General features: G+C 40.3%; 23 protein-coding genes. 11 read left to right on the plus strand and 12 right to left on the minus strand.

What is annotated here, in order from left to right; all coding sequences use genetic code 11:
* Nucleotides 1-40 precede the first annotated feature (40 nt).
* The 7 genes from panB to panC form a co-directional block, all read right to left on the minus strand.
* Nucleotides 41-856: a 3-methyl-2-oxobutanoate hydroxymethyltransferase gene (gene panB, locus WG989_RS17010; protein ID WP_340431245.1), complete on the minus strand. Its 816-nt coding sequence runs from the start codon at nt 854-856 to the stop codon at nt 41-43.
* Between the two features lie 36 nt (nt 857-892).
* A complete protein-coding gene (locus tag WG989_RS17015) occupies nt 893-1,804 on the minus strand; it encodes a Ppx/GppA phosphatase family protein (protein ID WP_340431246.1) in 912 nt (303 codons plus the stop codon).
* Complete coding sequence (gene ppk1 / locus WG989_RS17020; RefSeq protein ID WP_340431247.1) at nt 1,785-3,884, minus strand: polyphosphate kinase 1; 2,100 nt, start codon at nt 3,882-3,884, stop codon at nt 1,785-1,787. Before ppk1 ends, WG989_RS17015 begins: the two co-directional genes overlap by 20 nt.
* Before the next feature lie 70 nt (nt 3,885-3,954).
* Entirely contained in the window at nt 3,955-4,446 is a 492-nt protein-coding gene (gene rfaE2 / locus WG989_RS17025; RefSeq protein WP_340431248.1) for a D-glycero-beta-D-manno-heptose 1-phosphate adenylyltransferase, read from the minus strand.
* Entirely contained in the window at nt 4,409-5,446 is a 1,038-nt protein-coding gene (locus WG989_RS17030; RefSeq protein WP_340431249.1) for a lysylphosphatidylglycerol synthase transmembrane domain-containing protein, read from the minus strand. The genes rfaE2 and WG989_RS17030 overlap by 38 nt, the downstream gene beginning before the upstream one ends.
* A 15-nt stretch (nt 5,447-5,461) precedes the next feature.
* Complete coding sequence (gene panD / locus WG989_RS17035) at nt 5,462-5,806, minus strand: aspartate 1-decarboxylase (protein ID WP_340431250.1); 345 nt, start codon at nt 5,804-5,806, stop codon at nt 5,462-5,464.
* 125 nt (nt 5,807-5,931) lie between these two features.
* Nucleotides 5,932-6,786 carry a pantoate--beta-alanine ligase gene (gene panC / locus WG989_RS17040; RefSeq protein WP_340431251.1) on the minus strand — a complete coding sequence of 285 codons (855 nt, stop codon included), beginning with the start codon at nt 6,784-6,786 and terminating at the stop codon, nt 5,932-5,934.
* 108 nt (nt 6,787-6,894) lie between these two features.
* Between panC and WG989_RS17045 the strand changes: the two genes are divergently transcribed.
* The 7 genes from WG989_RS17045 to rlmB all read left to right on the plus strand — a co-directional run bounded on the left by WG989_RS17045 (nt 6,895) and on the right by rlmB (nt 14,084).
* Complete coding sequence (locus WG989_RS17045) at nt 6,895-7,713, plus strand: glycogen/starch synthase (RefSeq protein ID WP_340431252.1); 819 nt, start codon at nt 6,895-6,897, stop codon at nt 7,711-7,713.
* A 15-nt stretch (nt 7,714-7,728) separates the two neighbouring features.
* On the plus strand, nt 7,729-9,213 hold the full coding sequence (locus tag WG989_RS17050; protein WP_340431253.1) for a DUF4270 family protein: 1,485 nt from the start codon (nt 7,729-7,731) through the stop codon (nt 9,211-9,213).
* Nucleotides 9,214-9,286: 73 nt separating this feature from the next.
* Nucleotides 9,287-10,543, plus strand: a complete 1,257-nt coding sequence (metK, locus tag WG989_RS17055) for a methionine adenosyltransferase (protein ID WP_340431254.1) — start codon at nt 9,287-9,289, stop codon at nt 10,541-10,543.
* Between the two features lie 265 nt (nt 10,544-10,808).
* Nucleotides 10,809-11,705, plus strand: a complete 897-nt coding sequence (locus tag WG989_RS17060) for a cupin-like domain-containing protein (RefSeq protein WP_340431255.1) — start codon at nt 10,809-10,811, stop codon at nt 11,703-11,705.
* A 39-nt stretch (nt 11,706-11,744) separates the two neighbouring features.
* Nucleotides 11,745-12,464 (plus strand): CPBP family intramembrane glutamic endopeptidase, encoded by a 720-nt coding sequence (locus WG989_RS17065; protein ID WP_340431256.1) that lies wholly within the window; start codon nt 11,745-11,747, stop codon nt 12,462-12,464.
* Entirely contained in the window at nt 12,461-13,276 is an 816-nt protein-coding gene (locus WG989_RS17070; RefSeq protein WP_340431257.1) for an SDR family NAD(P)-dependent oxidoreductase, read from the plus strand. Before WG989_RS17065 ends, WG989_RS17070 begins: the two co-directional genes overlap by 4 nt.
* A gap of 43 nt (nt 13,277-13,319) precedes the next feature.
* Nucleotides 13,320-14,084, plus strand: coding sequence for a 23S rRNA (guanosine(2251)-2'-O)-methyltransferase RlmB (gene rlmB / locus WG989_RS17075; RefSeq protein WP_340431258.1), 765 nt, complete (start codon nt 13,320-13,322; stop codon nt 14,082-14,084).
* 36 nt (nt 14,085-14,120) lie between these two features.
* Here rlmB and WG989_RS17080 read toward each other — a convergent pair whose 3' ends face one another.
* The 3 genes from WG989_RS17080 to WG989_RS17090 all read right to left on the minus strand — a co-directional run bounded on the left by WG989_RS17080 (nt 14,121) and on the right by WG989_RS17090 (nt 18,676).
* Nucleotides 14,121-15,122: an NAD-dependent epimerase/dehydratase family protein gene (locus WG989_RS17080; RefSeq protein ID WP_340431259.1), complete on the minus strand. Its 1,002-nt coding sequence runs from the start codon at nt 15,120-15,122 to the stop codon at nt 14,121-14,123.
* Nucleotides 15,123-15,191: 69 nt separating this feature from the next.
* Nucleotides 15,192-17,540, minus strand: coding sequence for a TonB-dependent receptor (locus WG989_RS17085; protein ID WP_340431260.1), 2,349 nt, complete (start codon nt 17,538-17,540; stop codon nt 15,192-15,194).
* A gap of 485 nt (nt 17,541-18,025) precedes the next feature.
* Nucleotides 18,026-18,676, minus strand: a complete 651-nt coding sequence (locus tag WG989_RS17090) for a porin family protein (protein ID WP_340431261.1) — start codon at nt 18,674-18,676, stop codon at nt 18,026-18,028.
* Between the two features lie 200 nt (nt 18,677-18,876).
* Here WG989_RS17090 and WG989_RS17095 point away from each other — a divergent pair, with 200 nt between their 5' ends.
* From WG989_RS17095 to WG989_RS17110, 4 genes are all read left to right on the plus strand, one after another.
* Nucleotides 18,877-19,914, plus strand: a complete 1,038-nt coding sequence (locus tag WG989_RS17095; RefSeq protein ID WP_340431262.1) for a helix-turn-helix domain-containing protein — start codon at nt 18,877-18,879, stop codon at nt 19,912-19,914.
* 30 nt (nt 19,915-19,944) lie between these two features.
* Nucleotides 19,945-20,811, plus strand: coding sequence for a hydroxymethylglutaryl-CoA lyase (locus WG989_RS17100; RefSeq protein WP_340431263.1), 867 nt, complete (start codon nt 19,945-19,947; stop codon nt 20,809-20,811).
* The gene (locus tag WG989_RS17105) at nt 20,808-21,800 is read left to right on the plus strand and encodes a GSCFA domain-containing protein (RefSeq protein WP_340431264.1); all 993 of its coding nucleotides are present in this window, start codon (nt 20,808-20,810) and stop codon (nt 21,798-21,800) included. The genes WG989_RS17100 and WG989_RS17105 overlap by 4 nt, the downstream gene beginning before the upstream one ends.
* A gap of 103 nt (nt 21,801-21,903) precedes the next feature.
* Nucleotides 21,904-22,461, plus strand: a complete 558-nt coding sequence (locus tag WG989_RS17110) for a hypothetical protein (protein ID WP_340431265.1) — start codon at nt 21,904-21,906, stop codon at nt 22,459-22,461.
* A 421-nt stretch (nt 22,462-22,882) separates the two neighbouring features.
* On the opposite strand, the gene WG989_RS17115 is transcribed toward WG989_RS17110, so the two are convergent.
* Nucleotides 22,883-23,482 carry an HD domain-containing protein gene (locus WG989_RS17115; RefSeq protein ID WP_340431266.1) on the minus strand — a complete coding sequence of 200 codons (600 nt, stop codon included), beginning with the start codon at nt 23,480-23,482 and terminating at the stop codon, nt 22,883-22,885.
* 85 nt (nt 23,483-23,567) lie between these two features.
* On the minus strand, nt 23,568-24,833 hold the full coding sequence (locus WG989_RS17120) for a hypothetical protein (RefSeq protein ID WP_340431267.1): 1,266 nt from the start codon (nt 24,831-24,833) through the stop codon (nt 23,568-23,570).
* Nucleotides 24,834-24,880 lie beyond the last annotated feature (47 nt).

Here is a 24,880-nt window from a genome sequence, read left to right on the forward strand (position 1 = left end):
AAAAGGGAGCAGTTGCTCCCTTTTTTATTTCGTTTCGTTTTTAGTACGATTCTTTTTCATTTGGAAAATCACCGCTCTTTACATCACCAATATATTGTTGAACTGCAGTGGTGATCTGCTCATGAAGGTTTAAATATTTTCGTAGAAATCTTGGTTTAAATTCTGTGTTGATGCCGAGCATATCATGCATCACCAATACTTGTCCGTCGCAATCATTGCCGGCTCCAATTCCGATCGTAGGGATCTGTATGTTTACTGATACTTCTTTGGCCAGTGCAGCAGGAATTTTTTCCAACACCGTGGCAAAGCAACCGGCTTGCTGTAACAACAATGCATCGTTACGTAATTTATTCGCTTCGTCTTCTTCCTTTGCACGAACTGTGTACGTGCCGAATTTATAGATCGATTGTGGTGTTAATCCTAAATGTCCCATTACCGGAATACCTGCCGCAACTATGCGTTTAATCGATTCAACCGCTTCTTCACCTCCTTCGAGTTTGATGGCATGTGCACCTGTTTCTTTCATAATGCGGATAGCAGAAGCCAATGCAATATCTGAGTTGGACTGATACGTACCAAACGGCAGATCAACCACCACTAAACAGCGATGAATACCCCGTAAAACTGATTGTGCATGATAGATCATTTGATCTAACGTGATCGGCAAAGTTGTTTCGTGCCCGGCCATTACATTGCTGGCACTGTCGCCCACAAGTATTACATCAATCCCTGCTGCATCAAACAGTTTGGCAAACGAAAAATCATAAGCGGTGATCATTGAAATTTTTTCACCGTTCTCTTTCATTTTTTGCAGCGTGTTTGTGGTAACACGTTTGATCTCTTTATTGACAGACATTCAATTTTGGAATTTTGAAATTGGGAAATGCTGAAATTACAAAACTAGAGTTGACGTATTGAATTTCTTACTTATTACTTCATCGTATAACATATGCACCAACCCATCGGCCAAACCAATTTTTGGTACATAGATCTCTTCAATGCCTGCCCACCGCATTACATTGATGTAGATCTGCAGTGCAGGAAGAATTACGTCAGCACGGTCTTCACGAAGTTTGTACAGTTTCATTCTTTCTTCCAGCGATACGCTGCTGAACTCTTTAAAATAATCACGCAGTAATTCGAGTGGGAGAGGTTTACCTTCCTTTCGTTTCGATAATGAAAATACTTTGTTGATGTTACCACCAGAGCCGATTGCAATAATATCGCTCTTGCCTTTTACACCCAGCTTAATAAAATCTTTCAACTCATCCCACTGCAGTTCTTTTACATGGCCTTTCAATAAACGGATTGTACCGATATTAAAGGATTCTTTAAAAACAAGTTTACCTGCATTGAAAAATGTAAGTTCGGTACTTCCACCACCTACATCGATGTATAAATAGGAGTGATCTTTATTTAAGTTTTCGGCAATATGGTTTTCGTAAATATAAGAAGCCTCTTCATCTCCGCTGATCACACGTATTTCAATACCTGTTTCCATTTTTACTTTGCGGATAATATCATCTGCATTGGTTGCATCACGCATGGCAGAAGTGGCGCAGGCTTTTAAATATTGTACATCATAAATACTGAGCAGATGTTTGTAAGCCTTGATAGTTTCAATTACCTTATTGATCTTTCCTTTTGGAATAGCACCGGTTTCAAATACATCAAATCCCAAACGCAGTGGAACACGTATCAAATTGAGTTTATTAAACTGAGGAGGCCCTTTCTCATTTTCATCCACTTCGGTAATGAGCAGTCGGGCGGCGTTACTTCCTATATCAATGGCGGCCAGTTTCAAGTTGTTTCAGAATTTTTTGGTGGAGGAAATTATAGATCTCCACCTGTGAACGCACCGTCTTTCCTTTCCGTTTTACATATGCATTCAACAGGTTGTTATCCAGTATCCTCGCTTTTACATTATCTTTTAACTGAATGTTGATGCATTCTTTCAACTCCTCCTGAATGCCTTTGTTGGTTATTTCAACAGCAGCTTCAATCCGGTGATCAAGATTACGAATCATCCAGTCTGCCGAAGATAGATAAACTTTCTCTTTGCCATTGTTGTGAAATATCAACACACGGCTATGCTCCAGGTATTGATCAACAATACTGATGGCAACCGGCTGTACTTTAAACTTACTGCTTTCGGTAAGCATACAAAAAATACCACGCACTATGAGCTTGATCTCTACACCTGCCTTTGCAGCTTCCGATAATTTATCGATCAATTGTTCATCGCTCAGGCTATTCATTTTAAGAATGATCAAAGCATTCAATCCTTTCCGTGCATTTTTAATTTCGTTATCAATGAGCACCAGCAACTGGCGACGCATGCTGGTCGGACAAACCAACAATGTTTTACATTGACGCAAATATTTGACCCTGCTTAATACAGGATACTCGAGGTATGTAAAGATGCGGTTGATATCGGCCATGATCTTCCGGTTGGAAGTAAGCAAACAATGATCGCCATATACTCTGGACGTACTCTCGTTCAAATTTCCTGTGCTCACAAATCCATATTGTACCGTTTTGTTATTGAATCTTTTCTTGATCACACAAAGCTTAGCATGCACTTTAATATTGGGTACACCCAGCAATACACGTACACCTTCTTCCTCCAGTTTTTCTTTCCATTCAAGATTTGCTTCTTCATCAAAACGGGCACGTAATTCAAGCATCACCGTTACTTTCTTTCCATTACGTGCAGCGTTTACCAATGCATTGATCACTTTGGAATTTTCTGCCAGTCGATATGCCGTTATCTTGATCTCGTTTACATCGGGATCCATCGCAGCCTCTCGTAACAATTCGATCACCACATCAAATGAATGATACGGGAAATGCATCAACAAATCCTGGCGTATAATTTCGTCCGTTACACGGATCGTTTTTCGAAGAACAGGGTGGGGGAATGGTTTTTTCCGTTCGTGCTTTACTTTAAATACATCGCCGGGGAAATCCATAAAATGACGGAAATTATGAATACGGCCTCCCGGGATGATATTGTCTCGTCGTGTAAGATGCAAGCGGCGGATCAAATACTCCAACAAACCTGCATCAATTTCTTTATCATATATGAAGCGTACCGGTTTTGCTTTCCGACGGTTCTTTAGTCCTTTTTCAATTTTTTGAATGAGTGATGTACTTACATCAGCATCCATATCCAGCTCCGCATCTTTTGTTACTTTGATGATATGCGCACTGTAATCGTCAAAGCCCATGAAGGAAAATATCTTTGGCAAACAATGACGAATAACGTCTTCCATCAAAATGATATAGTGCTGACCGGCAGGCGAGGGGAGTTTTACAAAACGGCGTTTGAACTTGGCCGGTATTTCAATTAATGCATACTTTTTTTTGTAAGCATTCGATTTTGTGGTCATGGCTACTGCCAAGTACAACGAACGTTCACGGAGATAGGGCGTTTGCGGATTGCCCTCGATCATCAATGGAATCACTTCCTGCCGCACTTCTTCATCAAAAAAAGTTTCAACAAACTTTTTTTGATCCCGGTTCAATTGCTTCTCTGTAACGAGAAATATTTTTTCTTTCTTCAACTCCTGTTGCATTTGTGCCCAAATGCGGTTGAACTCGTTTTGCTGCTGCAATACAATGTCTTGAATCTGCTCCAGAATTTGCTGTGGATTTTTTTCCATGTGCATTTTGTCTTTGGCTTTTTCGCCAAACTCAGCCATGCGCTTAAGCGTGGCTACACGAACACGGAAAAACTCATCTAAGTTGTTGGAAAAAATACCAAGAAAACGAACCCGTTCACGAAGCGGAACAGAAGGATCATTGGCTTCCTGCAATACCCTTGCATTAAAAGATAACCAACTAATATCTCGAACAATCGTCTTGCGTTTTTCTGATGCCATAACTATCGGGAATAACTACCTTAAAATTAAGAAGGGCTGTACAGTTGTAAGATTAAGTTTTTGCAAAAACTTAAAGCCGTTCAATTTTTTGAATGAGTGATGTGGTTGATAAACCTTCCACCAGTTGAATTATTTCCACCGTACCACCATTAGCAATTACCTCTTTTGCGCCAACAATTGTATCAATTGTGTAATCGCCACCTTTTACCATTACATCGGGCATAACCGAGGAGATCAATTCAAAAGGAGTGTCTTCATCAAACAAAACTACCGCATCAACCATTACCAGCGAAGCCAGCAACAACGCACGGTTTTGTTCATTATTCACCGGACGGTTATCGCCTTTTAATCGCTTGGTGGAAGCATCGCTGTTGAGTCCAACGATCAACACATCCGCAAACGATGCTGCCTGCACCAGCGAATGAATATGACCGGCATGAAGTATGTCGAAACAGCCATTTGTAAAGGCGATCTTCTTACTGAATTTGCGCCAGCGCATCAGTTCCTGTTGAAGCTGATGTGCATTAAGTATTTTCTGGAAAATGTGTTTCGTTGCTTTCATTGCGTTTACGATTTAGAACGGGCAAAAGAATAAAGCAAACCAGGCCACCCAATAAGATCACCAATGTTTGAGCGATCCACAAGATCCATCCGAAAGTAAAGCCTGTAATTTGTGAGAGGCCATAGAGCATCAATATCTCCTGTACAATAAATTGATACGCACCAATACCGCCTTGCGTAGCGATCATCCCAATGCTGCCAAACGATAAAATGGAAAATGCTTCACGTGTACCAAGGTGCGATACTTCTTCCATCGCATAAAAACCAACCCGACTGCTTAAGAAATATAATGTCCAGATAAGCACAGTATGAACAAGGAATAAACGACGTTGTTTAATATACCGCACACTGTTTAGGCCATGCCAGATGCCTTTGATCACATTCTTGATACGTTGAATAATACGGATGTGTGCAAAACGGGAGAGGAGCCAATAACAAACAAGGATGAAAGAAGCAGTAATGCCCAATATCATACCAAGTCGCAACCACGAAAAGCCATCTCCTTTGCCCTTGAAAATTCCTTTCAGCAGATCCAGTGCATAGGTTCCAACAGTATCGATCTGCAAAAGAATCGTAATCACAAATGCAGTGATCAAACAAACCAGATCAATGGCACGTTCAGCTACGATAGTACCAACTAATTTATCGGGAGCCACTTTTTCGTAACGTGCAAGCAATGTACATTTCAGCACCTCACCCAAACGGGGAAATGCAAGGTTGGCGAGATAACCGATCATAACGGCATTGAATACATTAAAAGTGCCGGGTTTATAACCCAATGGTTCCATTAATATTTTCCAACGCAGAGCACGTACATAATGACTGAGCAGAAGCATCGCAAATACAGGAACGAAAAGCCAGTAGTTGGCTTGTTGTAACGAAACTTTTATTTGTGCCCAACCTTTGTCATCAATACCACGGGCCATCCACCATACCAGAAACAATCCAAGCCCGAGGAAAAATAAGAACTGTACAGCGAGGATGATTCGTTTCTTCAGCATAATGTATGAGCCTGTCTAAAGTTTATTTGATTCTTTCGGAAACACAACCCATGGTGTAAAGCTTTTCGCTTTTTCAAAATCCATGGTTGCGTAAGATATGATAATTACCACATCTCCCACAGAACCTTGACGGGCAGCCGGTCCGTTCAAACAACAAACACCACTTCCACGTTTTCCTTTTATGAGGTAGGTTTCAAGACGATTCCCGTTATTTACATTCACCACCTGAATTTTTTCATACTCGATCATATTGGCGGCGTCCATCAGGTCTTCATCCAATGTAAGGCTGCCAACATAGTGCAGGTTGGCTTCTGTAATCGTAAGCCGATGAATTTTCGACTTTAATACTTCAATTTCCATTTGGCAAATTTATAAGGAAAGTTGTCAAAAATGCGAAGTGCAAAGTTAGAGGTACGATTGCGTACTTCTCACTTCGTATCTCGTACTTGAAATCGCTGAATGTTACACTGAAAGTTTAGATTAATTTAATCAGCAGCAGTCAAAACCATATTATCGATCAGGCGAACCTCGCCTAAATACGCTGCAATTACTGCTACCACGGGATCGGTGCCGTTCCAATGATCAAGTAACGCCAATGTATCAGCATGCGCCAGTTCGGTATAATCAACCCGAAATCCTTTTAATTCAAGAAAGGCTGTGGCTCGTTTTTTCACATCCGACAGAGGGCCTTGTTTCAATTCAACTTTCATTTGAGAAAGGGTTTGAAAAATGGCCGCGGCAGTAGTTCGTTGTTCCTCATTTAATCGCATGTTCCGGCTGCTCATCGCCAACCCATCTGCTTCACGAAGGGTAGGAGCGATGTGCATTTTTGTGGCGATGTTTTTTGTTTGGATCAAATGCGACACCACCATGCACTGCTGATAATCTTTTTGCCCCATATATAAATGATCGGCATTCACGATCGTCAACAACCGATGCATTACCCGGCAAACACCCTGAAAATGGCCCGGCCGGTATTTGCCTTCAAGTACCGTTTCCAAAAAGCCTAATTCATATTGTTCAGCTTCTGCGGATTCATTCGGGTAAATCTCCTGAACGGAAGGAAGAAAGAGCACGTCCGTTTCCGCTGTCAGCAACAACTCAATATCAGCTTTGATCGTGACCGGATATTTTTCAAAATCCTTCGGGTCATTAAACTGGGTGGGGTTTACAAAAATGCTGCATACTGTAAAACCGGCTTCCTGCTTGCTTTGTGCAATCAATGATAAATGCCCGGCATGGAGGGCACCCATGGTTGGTACAAAACCAACCTGCCTCCCCTTTGCCTGCTGTAACCCGAGATGCTGTTTTAACTGCTGAATCGTATGAAAAATGAGCATGAATGGTTGATTTTTAATGGTGCGGCTTTGGAAAAACAAGCCTTTTGGCTAAAATCCATTACCTTTGCACACCTTATTAAATAGGTAATGATTCTTTAACAATCAGTAATGGTAGCAGCAAAGAAAAGAATTTTATTTATTGCCAGTGAAATGTCTCCGTATCTGGAAGAAACCGATTTTTCTTCGATCGTTAATCAGCTGGCAATTAAAGCAAATGATGGTGGATTCGAGATCAGATGTATCATGCCCCGTTTTGGTGTGATCAATGAACGCCGTCACCGTTTGCACGAAGTAGTACGTTTAAGTGGTATCAACGTGTCAATTGACAACGATGATTATCCACTCCAGATCAAAGTTGCTTCTCTCCCGAATGCCCGTTTGCAGGTGTACTTCCTGGAAAATGAAGATTTCTTCAAACGCAAATTCATCTATCATGATGAAAATGAAAAATGGTTTGATGACAACGATCTCCGTTCCATCTTCTTTTGCAAAGGCGCATTGGAAACTGTAAAGAAATTCGGATGGCCTCCGGATATTATTCATTGCAGTGGCTGGATGACGGGGCTTATTCCAATGTATCTGCAAACAGCGTATAAAAAAGAGCCTGTTTTTGGAAACAGTAAACTCATTTATACTGTTGGTCAAAATACATTTAAAGAAAAGCTGGGGGCAAAGTTTTTAAAACTTGCGAATATTCATGCAAGTATTAAAGACAAAGACCTGGAACCATACAAAGATGTCAACAACACAGCCATGTTCCGTGGTGGTGCTACATATGCAGACGCCATTACATTTGGTGCTGAAAAAGTAGATAAGAAACTGCTGGAAGAGTTTGGCAAAGTGCGTGGCAAAAAGGTTTTACCATTTAAACCAGATGGTGATTTAACAGACTATTTACAACTATATACCGACCTTTCGTCGAAATAATATTGTCATCATTCTATGAATTTTCTCACACCGGAGATGCGCAGAAGAAGTTCGTTTTTGTTTATCCCTCTTTTTATTGTGATATTGATCAGCAGTTGTACCAAATTAGAGCGTACAACGTTAGGTGGCGATTTATTACCAGGTGGCGATCGGTTGATAACAGATACCATGCTGTTACCCGTTGTAACCACTAATTTCATAGAGATCGATTCGTCTTATATTGCAAAAGGCGATCAACATATTTTGGGTTATATCAACGACCCGATGTTTGGTACCACAACCGCAGCGATGTATTTCCAAATGCTGCCTACCTTGTACCCATTCAGTTTTCCGGTAGCCAAAGACAGTTTATTTCTTGATTCCTGTGTATTATCACTTGCTTTTTCGGGTGGTTATGGTGACACGAATGCAGTATCGAAAGTGAATGTTTACAAGATCACTGATCCTACATTTAAATCATCCACTTTATACAGGTTAACACAAGCCCCTAATTTTTCAACGGCTGATTTTCTTGGATCTGCAGCGGTTACAATTCCGGATATCAGAAGAGGATACAGAGCCGATTACAAACCTGATACGATCTTTAATCAACTGCGTATTCGCTTAGATGATGCGTTTGGCCGTTTGTTGCTCGATCAGGATAATATCAATGGCGCCTTTAAGAACGACACCACATTTAAGAATTTCCTGAATGGATTTGCAGTAGTTCCCGACTCCACAAGCAGCGGAAATGTGATCAACTACTTTGTATTAAACAGTGAAACTTCACGTATCAATTTATACTACCGTTTAAAAACGAGAGAAGGAAAGGATACCAATACAGTTGCCCGTTTCACGTTTGTAGCTGATACAATACGCAGTGCGAATGCCAATAAAGTTTACCGGAATTATGCAGGCAGCACGGCGCAACCAATTCTTACAGCCAACCAGCCTTCGAGTTTGGTGTATGTACAGAGTGGCCCCGGCACAGCAGTTCGGATATCAGTTCCCGGATTAGATACGCTTGGCAATAAACCTTACATCATTCACCGTGCGGAATTGGTTGCCCAACAGGTGTACCAAGGCCCATTGAGTATTGAAAACATATTTGTTCCTCCGTTTCTCCATATGTTCAGCTACAATGCATCGAATGGCGTAGAACCGATTCCGTTTGACCAGCAATATTATTATGCCAATTCGTTCTCATTGAATTTGCGCAGTGATACACTCTACACTATCGATAACAGTTATACAGGCGGTGGTACCAATTTTATTCGTGACGCATCCAACAATCTGATCACAGAATATAGGATGAACATGACCAGTTATTTACAGAACATTGTAAATGGACGGGCAACCCGGAGAGACTTCAAACTTTCAGCACCTTATTTTGCTGATTTTACCGGGAGAAAATCAAGCACAGTCTACATTAACCCGCTGGCTTATGGCCGGGTTCAGTTAGGTGGCGGCTCGCATCCAACTCAAAAAATGTATGTGCGTATCTATTACTCCAAGCAATAAGTTTTGAATTGTTTCACAGCTTATCTTTGCGCCTTTCCGAGCTAAAACAACGGAACATCTAAACTCATTATTTATGTCTTATTTATTTACATCTGAATCAGTTTCTGAAGGACATCCTGATAAAGTTGCAGACCAGATCAGTGATGCATTAATCGACAATTTTCTTGCGTTCGACTCTCAAAGTAAAGTAGCTTGTGAAACACTTGTTACTACCGGACAGGTTGTATTGGCAGGTGAGGTAAAGTCTAAAGCTTATCTTGATGTACAGGAAATTGCCCGTGGTGTAATTAAGAAGATCGGCTATACAAAAAGCGAGTACATGTTCGAAGCAAATTCATGTGGTGTGTTGAGTGCCATTCATGAACAAAGCTCCGACATTAACCAAGGTGTTGACCGTAAGAAAAAAGAAGAGCAAGGCGCCGGCGACCAAGGGATGATGTTTGGTTATGCAACCAACGAAACAGAGCATTACATGCCATTGGCATTGGATCTTGCACATAATCTGTTGATCGAATTAGCAGCTATCCGTCGTGAGAAGAATTCAAAAATGCCTTACCTGCGTCCTGATGCAAAGAGCCAGGTAACATTGGAATATGATGATAACAACCAACCGGTTCGTATCGATGCGATCGTTATCTCTACACAGCATGATGATTTTGATGCTGAAGCAAAAATGCTTGCCAAGATCAAATCGGATGTGATCAACATCCTGATCCCACGTATCAAATCAAAATATAAGAAATACGCTAAGTTGTTCAACAGCGATATTAAATACCACATCAACCCAACAGGTAAGTTCGTAATTGGCGGACCTCATGGTGATACTGGTTTAACCGGTCGTAAGATCATTGTTGATACCTATGGCGGAAAAGGTGCTCATGGTGGCGGTGCATTCAGCGGTAAAGATCCTTCTAAAGTAGATCGTTCAGCTGCTTATGCTACCCGTCATATTGCAAAAAACTTGGTTGCTGCCGGTTTGTGTAGCGAAGTGTTGGTACAGGTTTCTTACGCAATTGGTGTTGCTAAACCAACTTCAATTAACGTAAATACTTACGGTACTGCAAAGGTTGATTTGAGCGATGGCGCAATTGCAAAGATCGTAGAAGGTATCTTCGATATGCGTCCTTACTTCATTGAGCAACGTTTGAAATTACGTAACCCGATCTACAGCGAAACTGCTGCTTACGGTCACATGGGTCGTGTACCTGAAGTGGTTGAAAAAACGTTCAAGAGCCCCGATGGTAAAGTGAAGAAAGTAAAAGTGGAACTGTTTACCTGGGAAAAATTAGATTATGTATCGAAAGTGAAAAAGGCTTTCGGTTTAAAATAACCCACTACAAACCATCAATGTAGTAAACCCATAAGCTGAAAAGCTTGTGGGTTTCTTTTTTATGTTTCTTCAGGTTATATTTTTTTGGCATACTTAAACATTTGATATCTCAGCAGGATAGAGCCGAATACTTGCTACCGGCTGTTTAGTACCAAATAATGCTTTTTTAATGCGGTTTTGGAATGATGACTGGGGTTGCGATTCTTAAATATCTGTCGTATTTTGTTAGTGACCTTCCACATTTAGTAAACCCAATTTTATCAGTATGGCATTAGATCTTTCTTTGCAGGTTGATATAATTGATGCAAAAGATTTATCAACTGAAGATTTCAATAAAAAATACTTTATTCCCCAAAAGCCGTTATTGATCAAGGGTCTTGCAAAGGAGCAGCCTGCAGGCAATAAATGGACAATCGACTTTTTCAAAGAAAAATGTGGCGATAATATTATTGAAGTGTTTGACAACAGGAATAAAGCGCACGAAAAATCAACCAGCTATTCCGGTGATGTAAAAATGAAACTGATTGATTTTCTGAACATAATTGAGAAAGATGAGTACAGTCCTTACAGAATGTTTGTCTTTGATCTCTATAAGCTATGCCCTTGGTTAAAAGATGATTTCTCATGTCCAAGGATCTTTAAAGGTTTATTAGATAAACTCGGTTTCTTTTTCATGGGAGGAAAAGATACCGAAGTAAGACTTCATTTTGATGTAGACTACAATAACGTTTTACTCACGCAATTTTATGGTAAAAAAAAGATAGTTCTGATCGAACCTAAATATTCAGCTTTGCTATACAAACTACCATTTAATACTCACTCCAACGTAAACCTCGACCATCCGGACTATGAGAAACACGAAGGGCTTGCTTATGTAAAAGGTTATACCATTTTACAGGAAGAAGGCGATAGTCTTTTTATGCCTGCCAGATATTGGCATTACAATGTTTATAAAAGTGGCGGCATTGCAGTAAGCTATCGGAAATTACATCACAATCCACTTAAAAATATATCCGGCATCATCAGCATGGGTATACTAATGCCCATTGACAAATTGCTGACCAAAACTTTCAACGACGGTTGGTTTGATTATAAAACAAGAGTAGCAAATAAAAATGCAGTAAGAGCTATTGAAAAATTCAAAACACAGACTTTACAATAGAAACCATATTTCCTATTATCAAAAATTAAGGCATTGACTATGGATGATCTTTATGCATGGAAACCAGAATTTACAAGTCCTGTTTTTGCGATCCTTTGTGTTACGATATTTTTTTCTGTTTATTGGTTTCTTTCAATCAATAAAAACATCAAGCTATCTTTTCTAACCGAATCACCAAATGAACAACGCTGGATCAACTATGTGTTATTTCAAAAACTGGCCGGCGCCTTCCTTTTTGGGATCATACCAGGTGTTTTGACATTGATGTTTACGCCGTATTCGCTATATGAACTTGGCGTACAATTAGGAGATATAAACGTGTCTTTGATTTATACGGCTGTAATGACTCCTTTGATAATTATTATGAATTTCTTTGCTGCAAGGAAACCTGAAAGCCTCGAAACATACCCACAGATGCGCATTGCAACCTGGACAAAGAAAAGATTTCTGATAAATGCGTTAGGATGGGGGGCTTACCTCTTTGCTTACGAATTTTTGTTCAGAGGTATTTTGCTCATTATGTGTTACAACGCTTTTGGTTTTTGGCCGGCTGTCGCTATCAATATTGCTTTATATTGTTGCACTCACATACCTAAAGGGATGAATGAAACAATTGGCGCTTTTCCGTATGGCATTCTACTTTGCTATATTACCATTGCTACAAACAGTCTTTTTGTATCTTTTTTCACGCATTGGATCATGTCTCTTTCAAGCGATTTCTTTTCTGTAAAGTATAATCCGAAAATGAAATTTGTATGAGCGAAAGCGTTGCGGGCAAAATTGTAATTATTACCGGCTCTTCTATGGGAATAGGCAAAGCCCTTGCTATTTGGTTGGGCAAGTGTGGTGCAAAAATTATTATCAATGCACGTAATGAAACACGCCTTAAAGAAGCTGAAGCGGAATTGAAAGCTTTACAAATAGAAGTTTACTCGTTTGCCGGAGACATCACACAAGTACCAATAGCCGAAGCTCTTATTCAGTTTGCATTAAAGCAATTTGGAGTGATAGATATTTTAGTCAACAATGCAGGTACATCCATGCGGGGAAGAATAGAATCGGTATCAGCAGATGTTTTGAAACGTATTTATGAGATCAATACCATTGCGCCGATCATGCTTACTCAAATGGCCATCCCGTACATAAAAAAACAAAAAGGAAGTATTGTTTTTATTTCAAGCCTTGCCGGGTTAAAAGGCTTACCATTTATATCCATTTACTGCTCTGCAAAAATGGGGCTTACCGCAATTGCAGATGCTTTGCGAATAGAGCATCGGGAAGATAAAATTCATGTGGGGCTGGTATATGTAGGAATTACAGCAGTAGAAAACGGCAAAACAACCATAGGGCCAAATGGTGAATTTATTCCGCTGGATGAAAGAAAGGGATGGCATGTTGCCAGCCTTGAACATGTTGCAAAAAAAATAGCCCAAAACATTGTGTCACGGAAAAACAAAACTATCATCGGCTTGTCTGGAAAAATCTATTACACGCTGGTTCGTTTATTCCCAACCTTAGCAGACTTGCTAACACGAAAAACGTACAAAAAACAAAAACAGCTCTACAGTTAAATTATTCGTCTTGTAGAATTTCTTTTTATTGTTTCTTTACACTGTGAAACAATTCCGACAAAAACAACAACGTCCCAAAAAATCTTCCTTAGTAGTTGGTCGTATTCCTATACTGGAAGCCTTGCAGGAAGGAAAGCAACTCGATCGTATTTACATGCAGAATAACCAGCATGGCGATGTAGCAGAGGAGATCCTGAAGCTTGCGTTTAAACAGCAGGTGCCGGTGAATAAAGTGCCTGTTGAAAAACTAAACAGCTTTAACGTAGGCGATCATCAGGGATTTATTGCACAACTTTCGAAGATCCGTTATCAGGATTTACAACAAGTGATTGATTGGGTTGTAGAGAAAGGTGATGTGCCAATGTTTGTTATCCTTGATGGAGTAACTGATATCCGGAATATTGGGGGCATCGCCCGTACTGCTTTATGCTGTGGTGCACAAGCCCTCATCATTCCCGATAAAGGAGTAGGGGCATTGAACGAAGATGCCATTCTTGCGAGCGCAGGCGCATTGGAATTAATTGCTGTTTGCAGAGTAAACAGTTTAATGAAAGCCGTGGATGATCTGCACCTGAATGGCATTCGTGTGTTTGCGAGTGAAATGACAGCGGCAAAAAATATTTATGATTGCGATTTTAAAGAACCTTGTGCCATTGTAATGGGAGGCGAAGAGAAAGGCGTTTTTCCCGGCTTGATGAAGATATGTGATGAAACTTTCAAAATCCCGATGAAAGGAGATTTTGAAAGTTTGAATGTAGGTATAGCAACGGCCATGATCTTGTACGAAGCAATGAAGCAACGAGGTTAATTTTCTTATGGTTGAAAAAAATGAATACTATCTTCTTCATATCGCTGTAGATTGTATAAGATGCGGATTATTACTCATCCAGTCAAAGCATTCTTTGATAGCCGTTTCAACCGATGTTTGCGGCATATCCAGTTCTTCAACTGCTTCTTTACTGCTGATGTAAAGTTTATCACAAGCTATTTTTGAGGTTGGGTATGTTATGATCGGTTTTTTACCGAACAATTCTCCTCGCATACTTCCAATCAATCCTACGAATTTGATAATATTGTCAGGTACTTTATAAGGAGGTGCAGACACACCAATGACGGTTGTTACTTTTTCAAAAAAATCCTGATAAGTAAGGTTTTCGTTGCCGGTTACATAATATTTCCCGGTGCGTCCCATTTCAATACTGTTAGCAATAGCCGTTGCAACATCTCTTACATGAACAAAATTGCGGCCACCCCCCGTGTAAAATTTCAACTTTCGTTTTGCCAATGCAAGAATCAGTTTTCCGGAACTTGGCAATGAATCATATGGTCCAATCATAAAGGTGGGCAAAATGGCCAATGCCGGTAATCCTTCTTGCTTCGCTTCATTCAGTACAAGTTGCAAAGCAATATACTTTGAATCAATATAATCCAGTCCGTATTTTGCGCCAGTAAAAGGTAGTTTATACTTTTTATACTGGTCGGTACCCGGTGCGTTAAGTGAACTACCTGAACCAACATAGATAAGTCGTTTTAAATTAAATTTTTTCACGGCACTTACTACATTTCTGGTTCCTTCAATATTTACCTCCCAGATTTTCTTAGAACGTGAAGGCCAGTAGTCGGTTATTGCTGCAGCATGTATCACAACGTCGTATTCCTGCACGGCTGCTTCGAGTGATTCTTTATCGAGTACATCACCAAAATGTTTTTTTATCGGCAAGTCTGTCAATGTTTTTGTGTACGACCTTGTTTGAATAAAAACACCAACGGAATAGCCACGATGAAGTAATAAACGAACAAGGTTACTTCCAAGCAAACCTGTTGCACCGGTAATAAGTATTCGCATAAAATGTAGATTTTGGGTGATACATAACGAGGGTTGACTATAAACTTTCTTTGTATTCTTGTGTTGAGTTTAAAAATCGATCTGATAACTGAGTATCGGAACAATACCTGATTGCTGTTTAAATGTCCATTGATTGGTTGTAGGATCATACCTTCTGCTTAGCCCGTCAACATTTTCCTGCGCAAATAAATTCTGCACATCCAACGCCAGTTGCCAACTGATGTTCTTTTTATCTTTCCGCAACGAAATACGTCCATCGCTGCGCCAGTAGGGACGGACAAACTCTGTGAACGGCCTTGATTCATCCAACAATGGTTGTCTTGTACTTCCATTTTGCACAGCAGCAAGAGGAGAGAGGGGCACACCTCCATTGTAGAGCATCTTCCAACCAACCTGCAACACTTTATTCTTTTTTAATCTCCATTCTTTTGTGCCCACCCACGATGCACTTGTACGTGAATTAAATCTGGTATTATAGGATTTTCCATCCAACGGAATAAATTTTGAATCAAACACAGAGAATGATGCGATCATGAACAAACCTTTCGAAAAGAATTTTTCCAACGATACATCAACACCTGTGTTGGTTCCTTTTCCTTTACTCACCAAGGCTTCATTGGCATAACCTTCCATTTCATTCAGTATCCAGTATGTCCGGTTCACATTGTCAACAACAGGTATCTGGAATAATTGCTGACGATAGGCTTCTACATGAAAGCGCCATCTTTTTCCAAGTAATTGATCAAATGCCAGAATGTAGTGATGTGATCGCATCATCTTCAGGTCCTTGTTTGGGAATGACGTACCTGACTGATAAAAATAGGAGCCCAGTGGCAACAGTTTACTATGCAGGCCATAGGCTGCAGTAAGATTTGTTTTTGCAGAGAATCGATATTGCATTGAAAGCCGGGGGTCAACAACAAACTGTTTATTCAATGCAAAGTACATGGTGTGTACACCGGGGTTGATCAAAATACGGCTGTTGGGTTTTATTCCAAACTGCAAGTATGGTTGCAGCAACCAGCTATTTCCTTCACCCATGATCACATTCGGCTTAAACGAATTGTTTGAATAATTCCATTCTCCTTTATTAAACTTATAATCCAGCAGACTTGCATACATACCTGCTTTAAAATTTACAACGGTATTTACTTTGTGATTGAATGAAACAGTTGCTGAAACCCGGTTGTTATTATACAACTCATCATTTACTTTCGTTGCCACACGTTGTTTGGTAAGTGTATCATCCACCCACTTGATCTGCTGACCCATTACGGCTATGGATGTTTTGACAAACGATTTTGTATTGAGCTTGATCGTTTGTGCAATACCAAACGCACCCATCAATGTACTGTTTTGGTACACTGCATAATCATCATACTGCTTCCAATCAGCAGTATCTTCTACCGCAAGAAAATTTTCTTTACTGTAACCACCGATTCCCCAGATATTTGTTTGCACCGTATTCTTCTTATTGTTGAAAGCAAGGTTGAACGAAATATCCTGAAACTTATTCCGCTCACGTTCATCAACGAGATTTATACCAAAGGCATTTAAGATATCAAGAAATGAATAGCGATAATTTACCAGGTAGGAGCTTCTACCTTTTTGAATAGGCCCTTCAGTTGAAAACTCCAATCCGATCATCCCGGCTTTAAAGGTGTGTTCTGCTTTTTGCTGGTTGCCTTTGCGGAAGTGTACATCAAATGCACCGCTTAATACATCACCATATTCAGCCGCCAATGCACCAGAATAAAAATCTGAATTATCCAATACACTTAAACTGAAAATCGTAATACCACCGCCGCTGCTGCCTCTTCGGGCAAAGTGATTCGGATTAGGAATATCCAGTCCTTCCAATCGCCAGTTCATACCAACGGGGTTGTTACCACGAATGATAATATCGTTGCGGCTGTCTCTGCTTGGCTGTACACCCGGGAACGTCATCGCCATACGACCCGGATCATTGGCACTTGCCGGAATGCGTTGTGTTTCTTCGGCGGAGAAGGAACGTCCGCTGACCAATGCATATTTATTGACCGGTTGTTTCGGATTGCGGGTACCCGTAACCGTTATCTGCCCCAGGCTTTTCTTTTCTTCTACTAAAGTGATCTGCAAATCAGTTTCTTTCGCCGAATTCAGAATAAAATAATCAGATACGTAGGTTTGAAAGCCGACATAACTTACCTGTACACGTTGCCGTCCAACAGGAATAGATGGCAGTACAAAATACCCGGCAGTATCCGTGATGCCTGAAAATGCGGTGCCTTCAACCGTAACTGTAGCTGCCTTAACAGGTGATTGTGATTCAGCATCTACTACACGGCCACGAATAGTTTGAGTAGGAGTTTGCACCTGTGCTTTAACTTCAGCTTTAAAATATAAGATTGAAAGCAGGAATAAATGTTGGAGTCGCATAACACTTGGTTTAGTTGGTGATGAAGATGATGGATCAACAGAACAATTGAATAAAAAGTGGTACTGCTGCCTTTACTTTTCGAGGGTTACTTGATCTTCGAAAAAAAAGCAAAAAAAGATAACTCCGGAAACGGGCCAGCCAGCTTGGTTGCTCTTGCTTTTTTTCAGGGACAGTTTCTCCGTTTTCTTTACGGCGTTCTTCTTCGAGGATATACTTGTAATCTCCCTTGTTTGGGTTGAAGTTGTGTTCCATGTGTTGTAGGTTTTGGGAAGTTGAATCTTACAATGTTGTAACTAAAATAATCGAATGTGTTTTCGGAAACGAGTAAAACAACTTACTTCTTTTGCATTTTTTGCGTTTCATGCATTGCCATTACTTTGGTCACATTGTAGTTTTCAATTACATGTTTATAATCTTTTTTGTTGAAGTTCTTTTGCTGCTGATATAATAAATGGTGTTCATGAAAACTATTTCTGAGTAAGAACTACCGTTTACCAAACATGTAACCGATCCTGAAACCATAGTAGCTCGTTATGGCTGTACCCATCTCAGGATCGTTACCAGGCACCATATTGCGAAGACCGAAATTGTGCGTAGCCCCTATGAAAACTCCGGATTTAAACTGATAACCCGCTAAAACATTTATTCCAAAATCAATGGCTCTTATATTATCATTTTCTTCATCATTTCCAATTTCCATTTTTTCACTTTCTTCCTCTCCGTTATTCTTCATTACAGTATTTCCTGCGATAGAAAATGAAACCGCAGGACCTGCTCCAATGAAGAAATTCCCTTTGTTGCCTCCAGTTCTGTAAAGGGCATATACTGGAATTTCAATTGTATGTAAACGGATTGATGCTTCGATATCTGTACCAAAAAAATCCTCTTCTAATGTTCCTCCTTTTTGCACATAGTTCACACCTGATTGAAAACTTATATTTTTACTCGCTTTAAACTCAGCCAAAAAACCGGCTTGCACATTTATTAAATTTCTAAACGTATAGCTCCGGTTATCCTGTTTTCCTTCTATTTTACCAATTGAAGTACCGGCATGAAATCCATATGACGAATTTTGTGCATAAGTGATACTGGTTAGCAGAAGCAACACAGCTGTTGATGTAAAATTCTTTTTCATTGTTTTCGTTTTAATTGTTGGTAATGATGATTTCAGATCAAACCTACAATTACAAAGAGGCCATACATAATTGGTATTCGCTGCCGATAGTTGATTAAATGCAGAACGTACTACAAACCGGTTATTTGTAAGTACGACAGGGTATTGACATTTGCAAAAATTCTACCTACCTTACTGTTAGTAATTAATTTCTGCAAAACATGAAGCACTTATTTGCAGAAAACCCAAAACCAAAACCAAAGCCGATGGACACATCGAACATTCAGGTGCTGTTGTTCCAGCACATCAAGCAATCTTTGCCCACTCATGTCTCAATGGTTGATGAAATTGCTGACCTCCTTCATATCAGCAACGACAGTGCTTATCGACGTATCCGTGGTGAAAAAGAGATCTCCCTCTCGGAACTAAAAATCTTAAGTGAACATTTTAAAATTTCTATTGATCAGGTGCTGCAATTACAAAACGAACTGGTGGTATTTCGTGCTCCGGAGATCAATGCAGAGCGGGTAACGTTTCAGGAATATCTGGAGGCGATGCTGCAATACATGAAACATTTCAATACGTTCAGCAATAAAAAGATGTTGTATTTCTGTAAGGACATCACCTTTTATCATTTCTACCTGTATCCTGAAATTGCCGCATTCAAAACATTTTTCTGGAGTAAGACCATTAAGGATTTGCCCGAGTACAAGGGCAAACTTTTTTCACTGGAAGAATTTCCATTGCTCGATTGCTTCAAGTTAGGACAGGATATCATTAAAGAATATAATAAGATACCCTCCCTTGAACTGTGGAATGCCGAAAGCATTAACAGTACGCTTAGCCAGCTCCGTTATTATAAAGACGGTGGTTATTTCAGGCACGCCGACGATCTCAACATTGTACTCGATTCATTTCAGAAATGCCTCGACCATATTGAACTGGAAGTAGAAAAGGGAATCAAGTTTATGCCCGGCGATCCGGAGATCGTTTACCGGGCTCCGATACAGTTTTACGTAAACGAAGTGATCATTGGGAGCAATACCATTTTGATGGAGCTGGATGAAACCAAACTCTCTTTTGTTACATATAATGTACTGAGTTATATCATCACCAAAGACCCACGCTTTAATGAAAAAGCATTTGCAAATTTCTTTACACTGGTAAGTCGTTCTTCCCAAATCAGCGGAACCGGCGAAAAAGACCGAAACCGCTTTTTTAACGCCATGCGGGAGAAGGTGAATGCGCTCCGAACTTAATACCGGCAGGTTCACTTAATTTTGCTGCCAATGATCATGCAGCAGCAACCCATCAAATTAATTGAATGTCCCCGTGATGCCATGCAAGGCTGGAAGACATTTCTTCCAACTGCAAAAAAAACAGAATACATCAATGCATTGCTGCAGGTGGGTTTTGATACCATCGATTTTGGCAGTTTTGTATCGCCCAAAGCCATTCCGCAAATGGCCGATACAAAAGATGTGATCAAAAATTTAGATTTGGGAAGCAGCAAATCCAAACTGCTTGCCATTATTGCTAATGAGCGTGGCGCAGAAGATGCGGTTTTGTTTGATGAGATCAGCTATCTCGGTTTTCCTTTTTCTGTTTCAGAAACATTTCAGCAGCGAAACACCAACAGCTCCATCAGCGAATCGTTCAAAAGGGTAGAGGCCATACAGGAACTCTGTATCAAAAACAAGAAACAACTTGTTGTGTATTTGTCTATGGGTTTTGGAAATCCGTATGGTGATGAATGGAACGAAGAAATTGTGTTCCGGTATGCAAACGAACTGGTTGAGCTGGGAATTGAAACTCTTTCTCTGGCTGATACCGTTGGATTAGCAACTGCCGAACAGGTGAAACGGATAACGGGTTACTTAGTTCAACAATTGCCAACAACTGAAATCGGTGTTCATCTGCATTCAACAAGCTTTAAGTGGAAGGAAAAACTGGAAGCAGCTTACACGGCAGGTTGCCGTAGGTTCGACGGAGCGTTGAAAGGAATTGGCGGTTGTCCCATGGCCAACGATGAACTGGTAGGCAATATGGACAGTGAGCTGATGATCCATTATTTTGAAAACCAAAACGGCTTACAGCTCAACCAGGAAGCGTTGCAAAAAAGCCTGGTGTTGGCAGCTGAAATCTTTCATACATGAACTTCTTAACGCATATTGATATTAAGCCCTTGCCGGCGCCCATAACGCATCAACACTCAATTTTATTAGTCGGAAGTTGCTTCACGGAGCATATCGGAAATAATTTGAATGATTTGAAATTCAATATACTGCAGAATCCAAATGGTATTTTGTTTGAGCCTGTGAGTGTGTGCAGGAGTTTGGTATCTTATCTGCAAAATAAGCAATACGAAGCCGATGATCTGTTCCTTTATAATGAGCTTTGGCAAAGCTGGGATCACCATGGCCGGTTCTCAAATCCGGACAAGGAAACTGCACTTGCAAACATCAATGCATCGCAACAACAAGCGCATGTGTTTGTGAAAAAAGCCGATTGGCTGATCATAACGCTTGGCTCTTCTTTTGTTTATAGAATGCAGGAAGAAAACCGTTTTGTGACCAACTGTCACAAAGCACCCGGTCAATGGTTCGATAAATACCTGATGCCGATCGATGAGCAGATCGCATTGCTGGACAACTGTATTCACCAGCTATTTCATGCAAATCCAAAGCTGAAGATCATATTCACCATTAGTCCGGTAAGGCATTTACGGGATGGCGTTGTCGACAACAACCGCAGCAAGGCCCGGCTGCTGGAAACGGTGCACCATTTGGTGAATAAATTCGACCGTTTGTTTTATTTCCCGGCGTACGAACTCGTGATCGATGTGCTACGGGATTACCGGTTTTACGACATTGATCTGGCACATCCAAACTATACAGCCACGCAATTTGTGATGGAAAAATTTTCTGACTATGCTTTCCGTGAACCAACCAACCAACTGATCAAAGAGATCCGCCAGATCGTAACAGCACGCAATCACAAACCATTTCATCCGGGCTCAAAACAGCACCAACAATTCCTCCAACAGCACCTTGAACTGGCCGTACGGCTGCAAGCCGAGCATTCATATCTGCATCTATCTGAAGAAGTTAGCAATTTCCGGCAGCAACTTTTATCGTATAATTAATATTATGTTAAGCGCCCACGTCACACGCAATCCAAAAGACCCACGCACTCGTGGGAACTACAACTACTCTGCACTATATTTAAGGCGAAACTAAAACTACTTTATGAAGGAACATGCAAAGTTCGGCTTAGGCGCATCGTTGCTGAGGACTAAAAAACTTATTGATTTAGATTTCTTGCAAAAAAGGGAAAATATCAAATCCCCTTTCTATACATCCGTTTTTATCGAGGTTCTTGTTAATCTCAACCACATACTTCAATTCTGCCGACATGAAGAAAACGGATTTGAATTGAGTGGCTTTTTTAATGAAGATATTCCAGTTTTTACTACTAAGAAAGATAAGAACTCATACAACGATGCTGTAAGTCTAATAAGATTCATGAGAAACGTAGCATGTCATACAGATTCGGATTACAGAATCACAAAAAACGACAAACTATTTTCATTCGTTTTCGTTACAAAAGGAAATGAAAGCGCCCCGATTGAATTGCAGCATTGTAAATATGATGATGATATAGCGGCTGTTTTTGGCGACCACTTTATTTACATCAATCGGCATATTGTAAAATCCTATGAAAGAGTTTACGAGATAATATTATCAGATAAGAGATTTGGCCTTTACAAGAAACTGGCGGAGGTCGCCTTTAATGCCAAGAAATAACTCTTTATTGTAATAGGTTTGAAAATCATCAAACAGTTGCCTAACAAATTCATTCTCTAATTTGTCAAGTTCAGAAACTCCGTTAGAGGCATCGTTCGATGCCTCGTTCTTAATATCAGTATTATTTAGATTTTCATCCACCCCAAAGTTTTGAGGCCTAGAAATACACAAGGGCTACGCCCTATTTCCCTAACGTCTTTTGTCTTACGTGTTCGCCATCCGAAACGTCTTTGTTTTATTCAACTTACAAATCCGTTTCCACAAATTCAACCGCTTAGACATAATATTGAGTTATCAGATTGTCGTACCGCTTATTCCAACCCGCCGTGGGAAGTCATAAGCTACATAAAAACAAAAAGTCGCCCACTAAGAGCGACAATCTTATAACAAATTTTTATGTTAAACAGCTGGCCGAGAACTTTCACGAGCACATTTGCTGCTTCTCGATAATGAACAATATAATGCTATCCAGTTCAACCCCGGCCCTGTTCATAGCATCCATTATTTCAGCCCTGTTTACGTTGGCTGCAAAGCTTTTTTCTTTCAATCTTTTTTTCACTCCTTTCAGTTCCATGCCGGCATAACCTTCGGGACGCATCAGACTGTATGCATGGATCAGTCCGCTGAGTTCATCGAAGGCATACAGAATTTGATCCATTCTTGTTACAGGTTCTACTCCAAAATGATTCGGTCCATGGCTGGCAATGGCTCTGATAATTTCCGGATCCGTTTGCCGTGCTTCCAACTCTTCAATGATCTTTTTACAATGCTGCTCGGGCCATTGATCCCAATCGGCGTCATGCAGCAAGCCGGCCATTTCCCAGCGCCATTGATCGGCTTCCGGAAGCTGTTCTTTTTCAGCCGCCCAACATTTCATTAAATGCGCCACCTGTTTCATATGGAGCTGTAGTCGTTCATTCTTTACCCAATCTGCAAGCAGATCGTATGCATCTTCCCGACTCATAACATTGCCTGCATTTTTCGAATCTCCAAATATTGTTCTGTTCAATAATAACGACATAGCCAATTCTTCTTTGTTTGAATTAAATGTAATGAAAAAGGCTGTCCGTACGGACAGCCTTTCAGGTAATTCTATACAACCGGGCTTATTGATTCAATGCCTGGTATTTTGTATCGTATTCTTTTTCTTTGTCTTTGTTACCAAGAAAGCGATGAACTTCTGTTAACAGATACAAGGTTGACTTGTATTCATTTTTTGTACGCTTGTCTTTCATTTGATCAGCCGTCATAGCAGAATAGATTGCGTTGGTACGATCAAGCGGAGCAATCGCTTCTTTCATACGATCTTCCATTTTCTTTTTCATATCGTTGCGCTTCTGTACATCGGCCGGTGCAGAACCCTTCACTTTCTTGATTTCTTCCTGAATAAAGGCAGCTTCGTTGAAATGTGTTTTACCCATCAACAAATGTGCTTCCGGTTTTTTAGGATCAATTTCAATGGCTGTATTCAGACTTGAGATCAATTTTTCAAAGTAAACTGTTTTCTGCTCAGGCGTTGCTTTTGTATCCATGTAGAGCCAGTTGAAAATTTCTGCAGCATAATCGTAACGTACATCATAATCTTTTGGATCAATTGCTACGATCTGCTCATACTTATTGAAAATGGTAACGGGATCTGCATCTTCTTTACGCATTTTATCAAGATCCAGTCTGTCGTAATAAGTATCTTTTGGATAGAGAGCACGACCCATATCTGCGTATTTCTTTGCCAGTGCTTCGTTCTTATTTGTGTTGTGGTGATACGTTAAGTAACGGTAGCAAACATCATAGCCTTCGCCACCAATATTTGCATCACAAATTTTTGTAAAGAACGATACAACTTCTTCTTTGTTTTCCAACTGCATGGCAGCAGCACCTGCATAATAATAAAGAATGGTATCTACTTCGCTGAGTGCCCATTTGTTTTTGAAAATGAAACGTCCCACTTTATCAGCATTCTTATAACCATCCAATGCAGCCTGGTAGTTACCGCTGTTATACGATTGGTTAGCTTCCTTTTGCATTTCAAGGTAGTTTTCAAAAACCGGATACTGACGTGTCATCATAAACACTTCCGATTGTTTTGGATCGAGTTCCATTGCTTTTTCATATGCCTGGAATGATTGCATCCATGCATCCGGCACAGTTGCTTTTAAATTGGCATCTTTTGCGATTTGTCCATAGATCAATCCTTTATAATACCAAGCCTCCCAATTCTTCTGTTCTTTTTCATTGGCCAATGCAAGGTCAACCGATTCTTTGGCCTTTGGCCAGTCTTTCTTGTCGAAAAAATTACGCACCTTCTTAATATCCTGTGCGGATAAACCGAGGCAAAACATTACAGCAATCGCTGCGAAAAGAAATTTTTTCATCTCCTTATTTTTTGTTGTTTTTATTGTAAGATGTTGAACACCATAAA

Origin of the sequence: Lacibacter sp. H407 (assembly GCF_037892605.1) — a bacterium.
Taxonomy (GTDB): Bacteria; Bacteroidota; Bacteroidia; order Chitinophagales; family Chitinophagaceae; genus Lacibacter.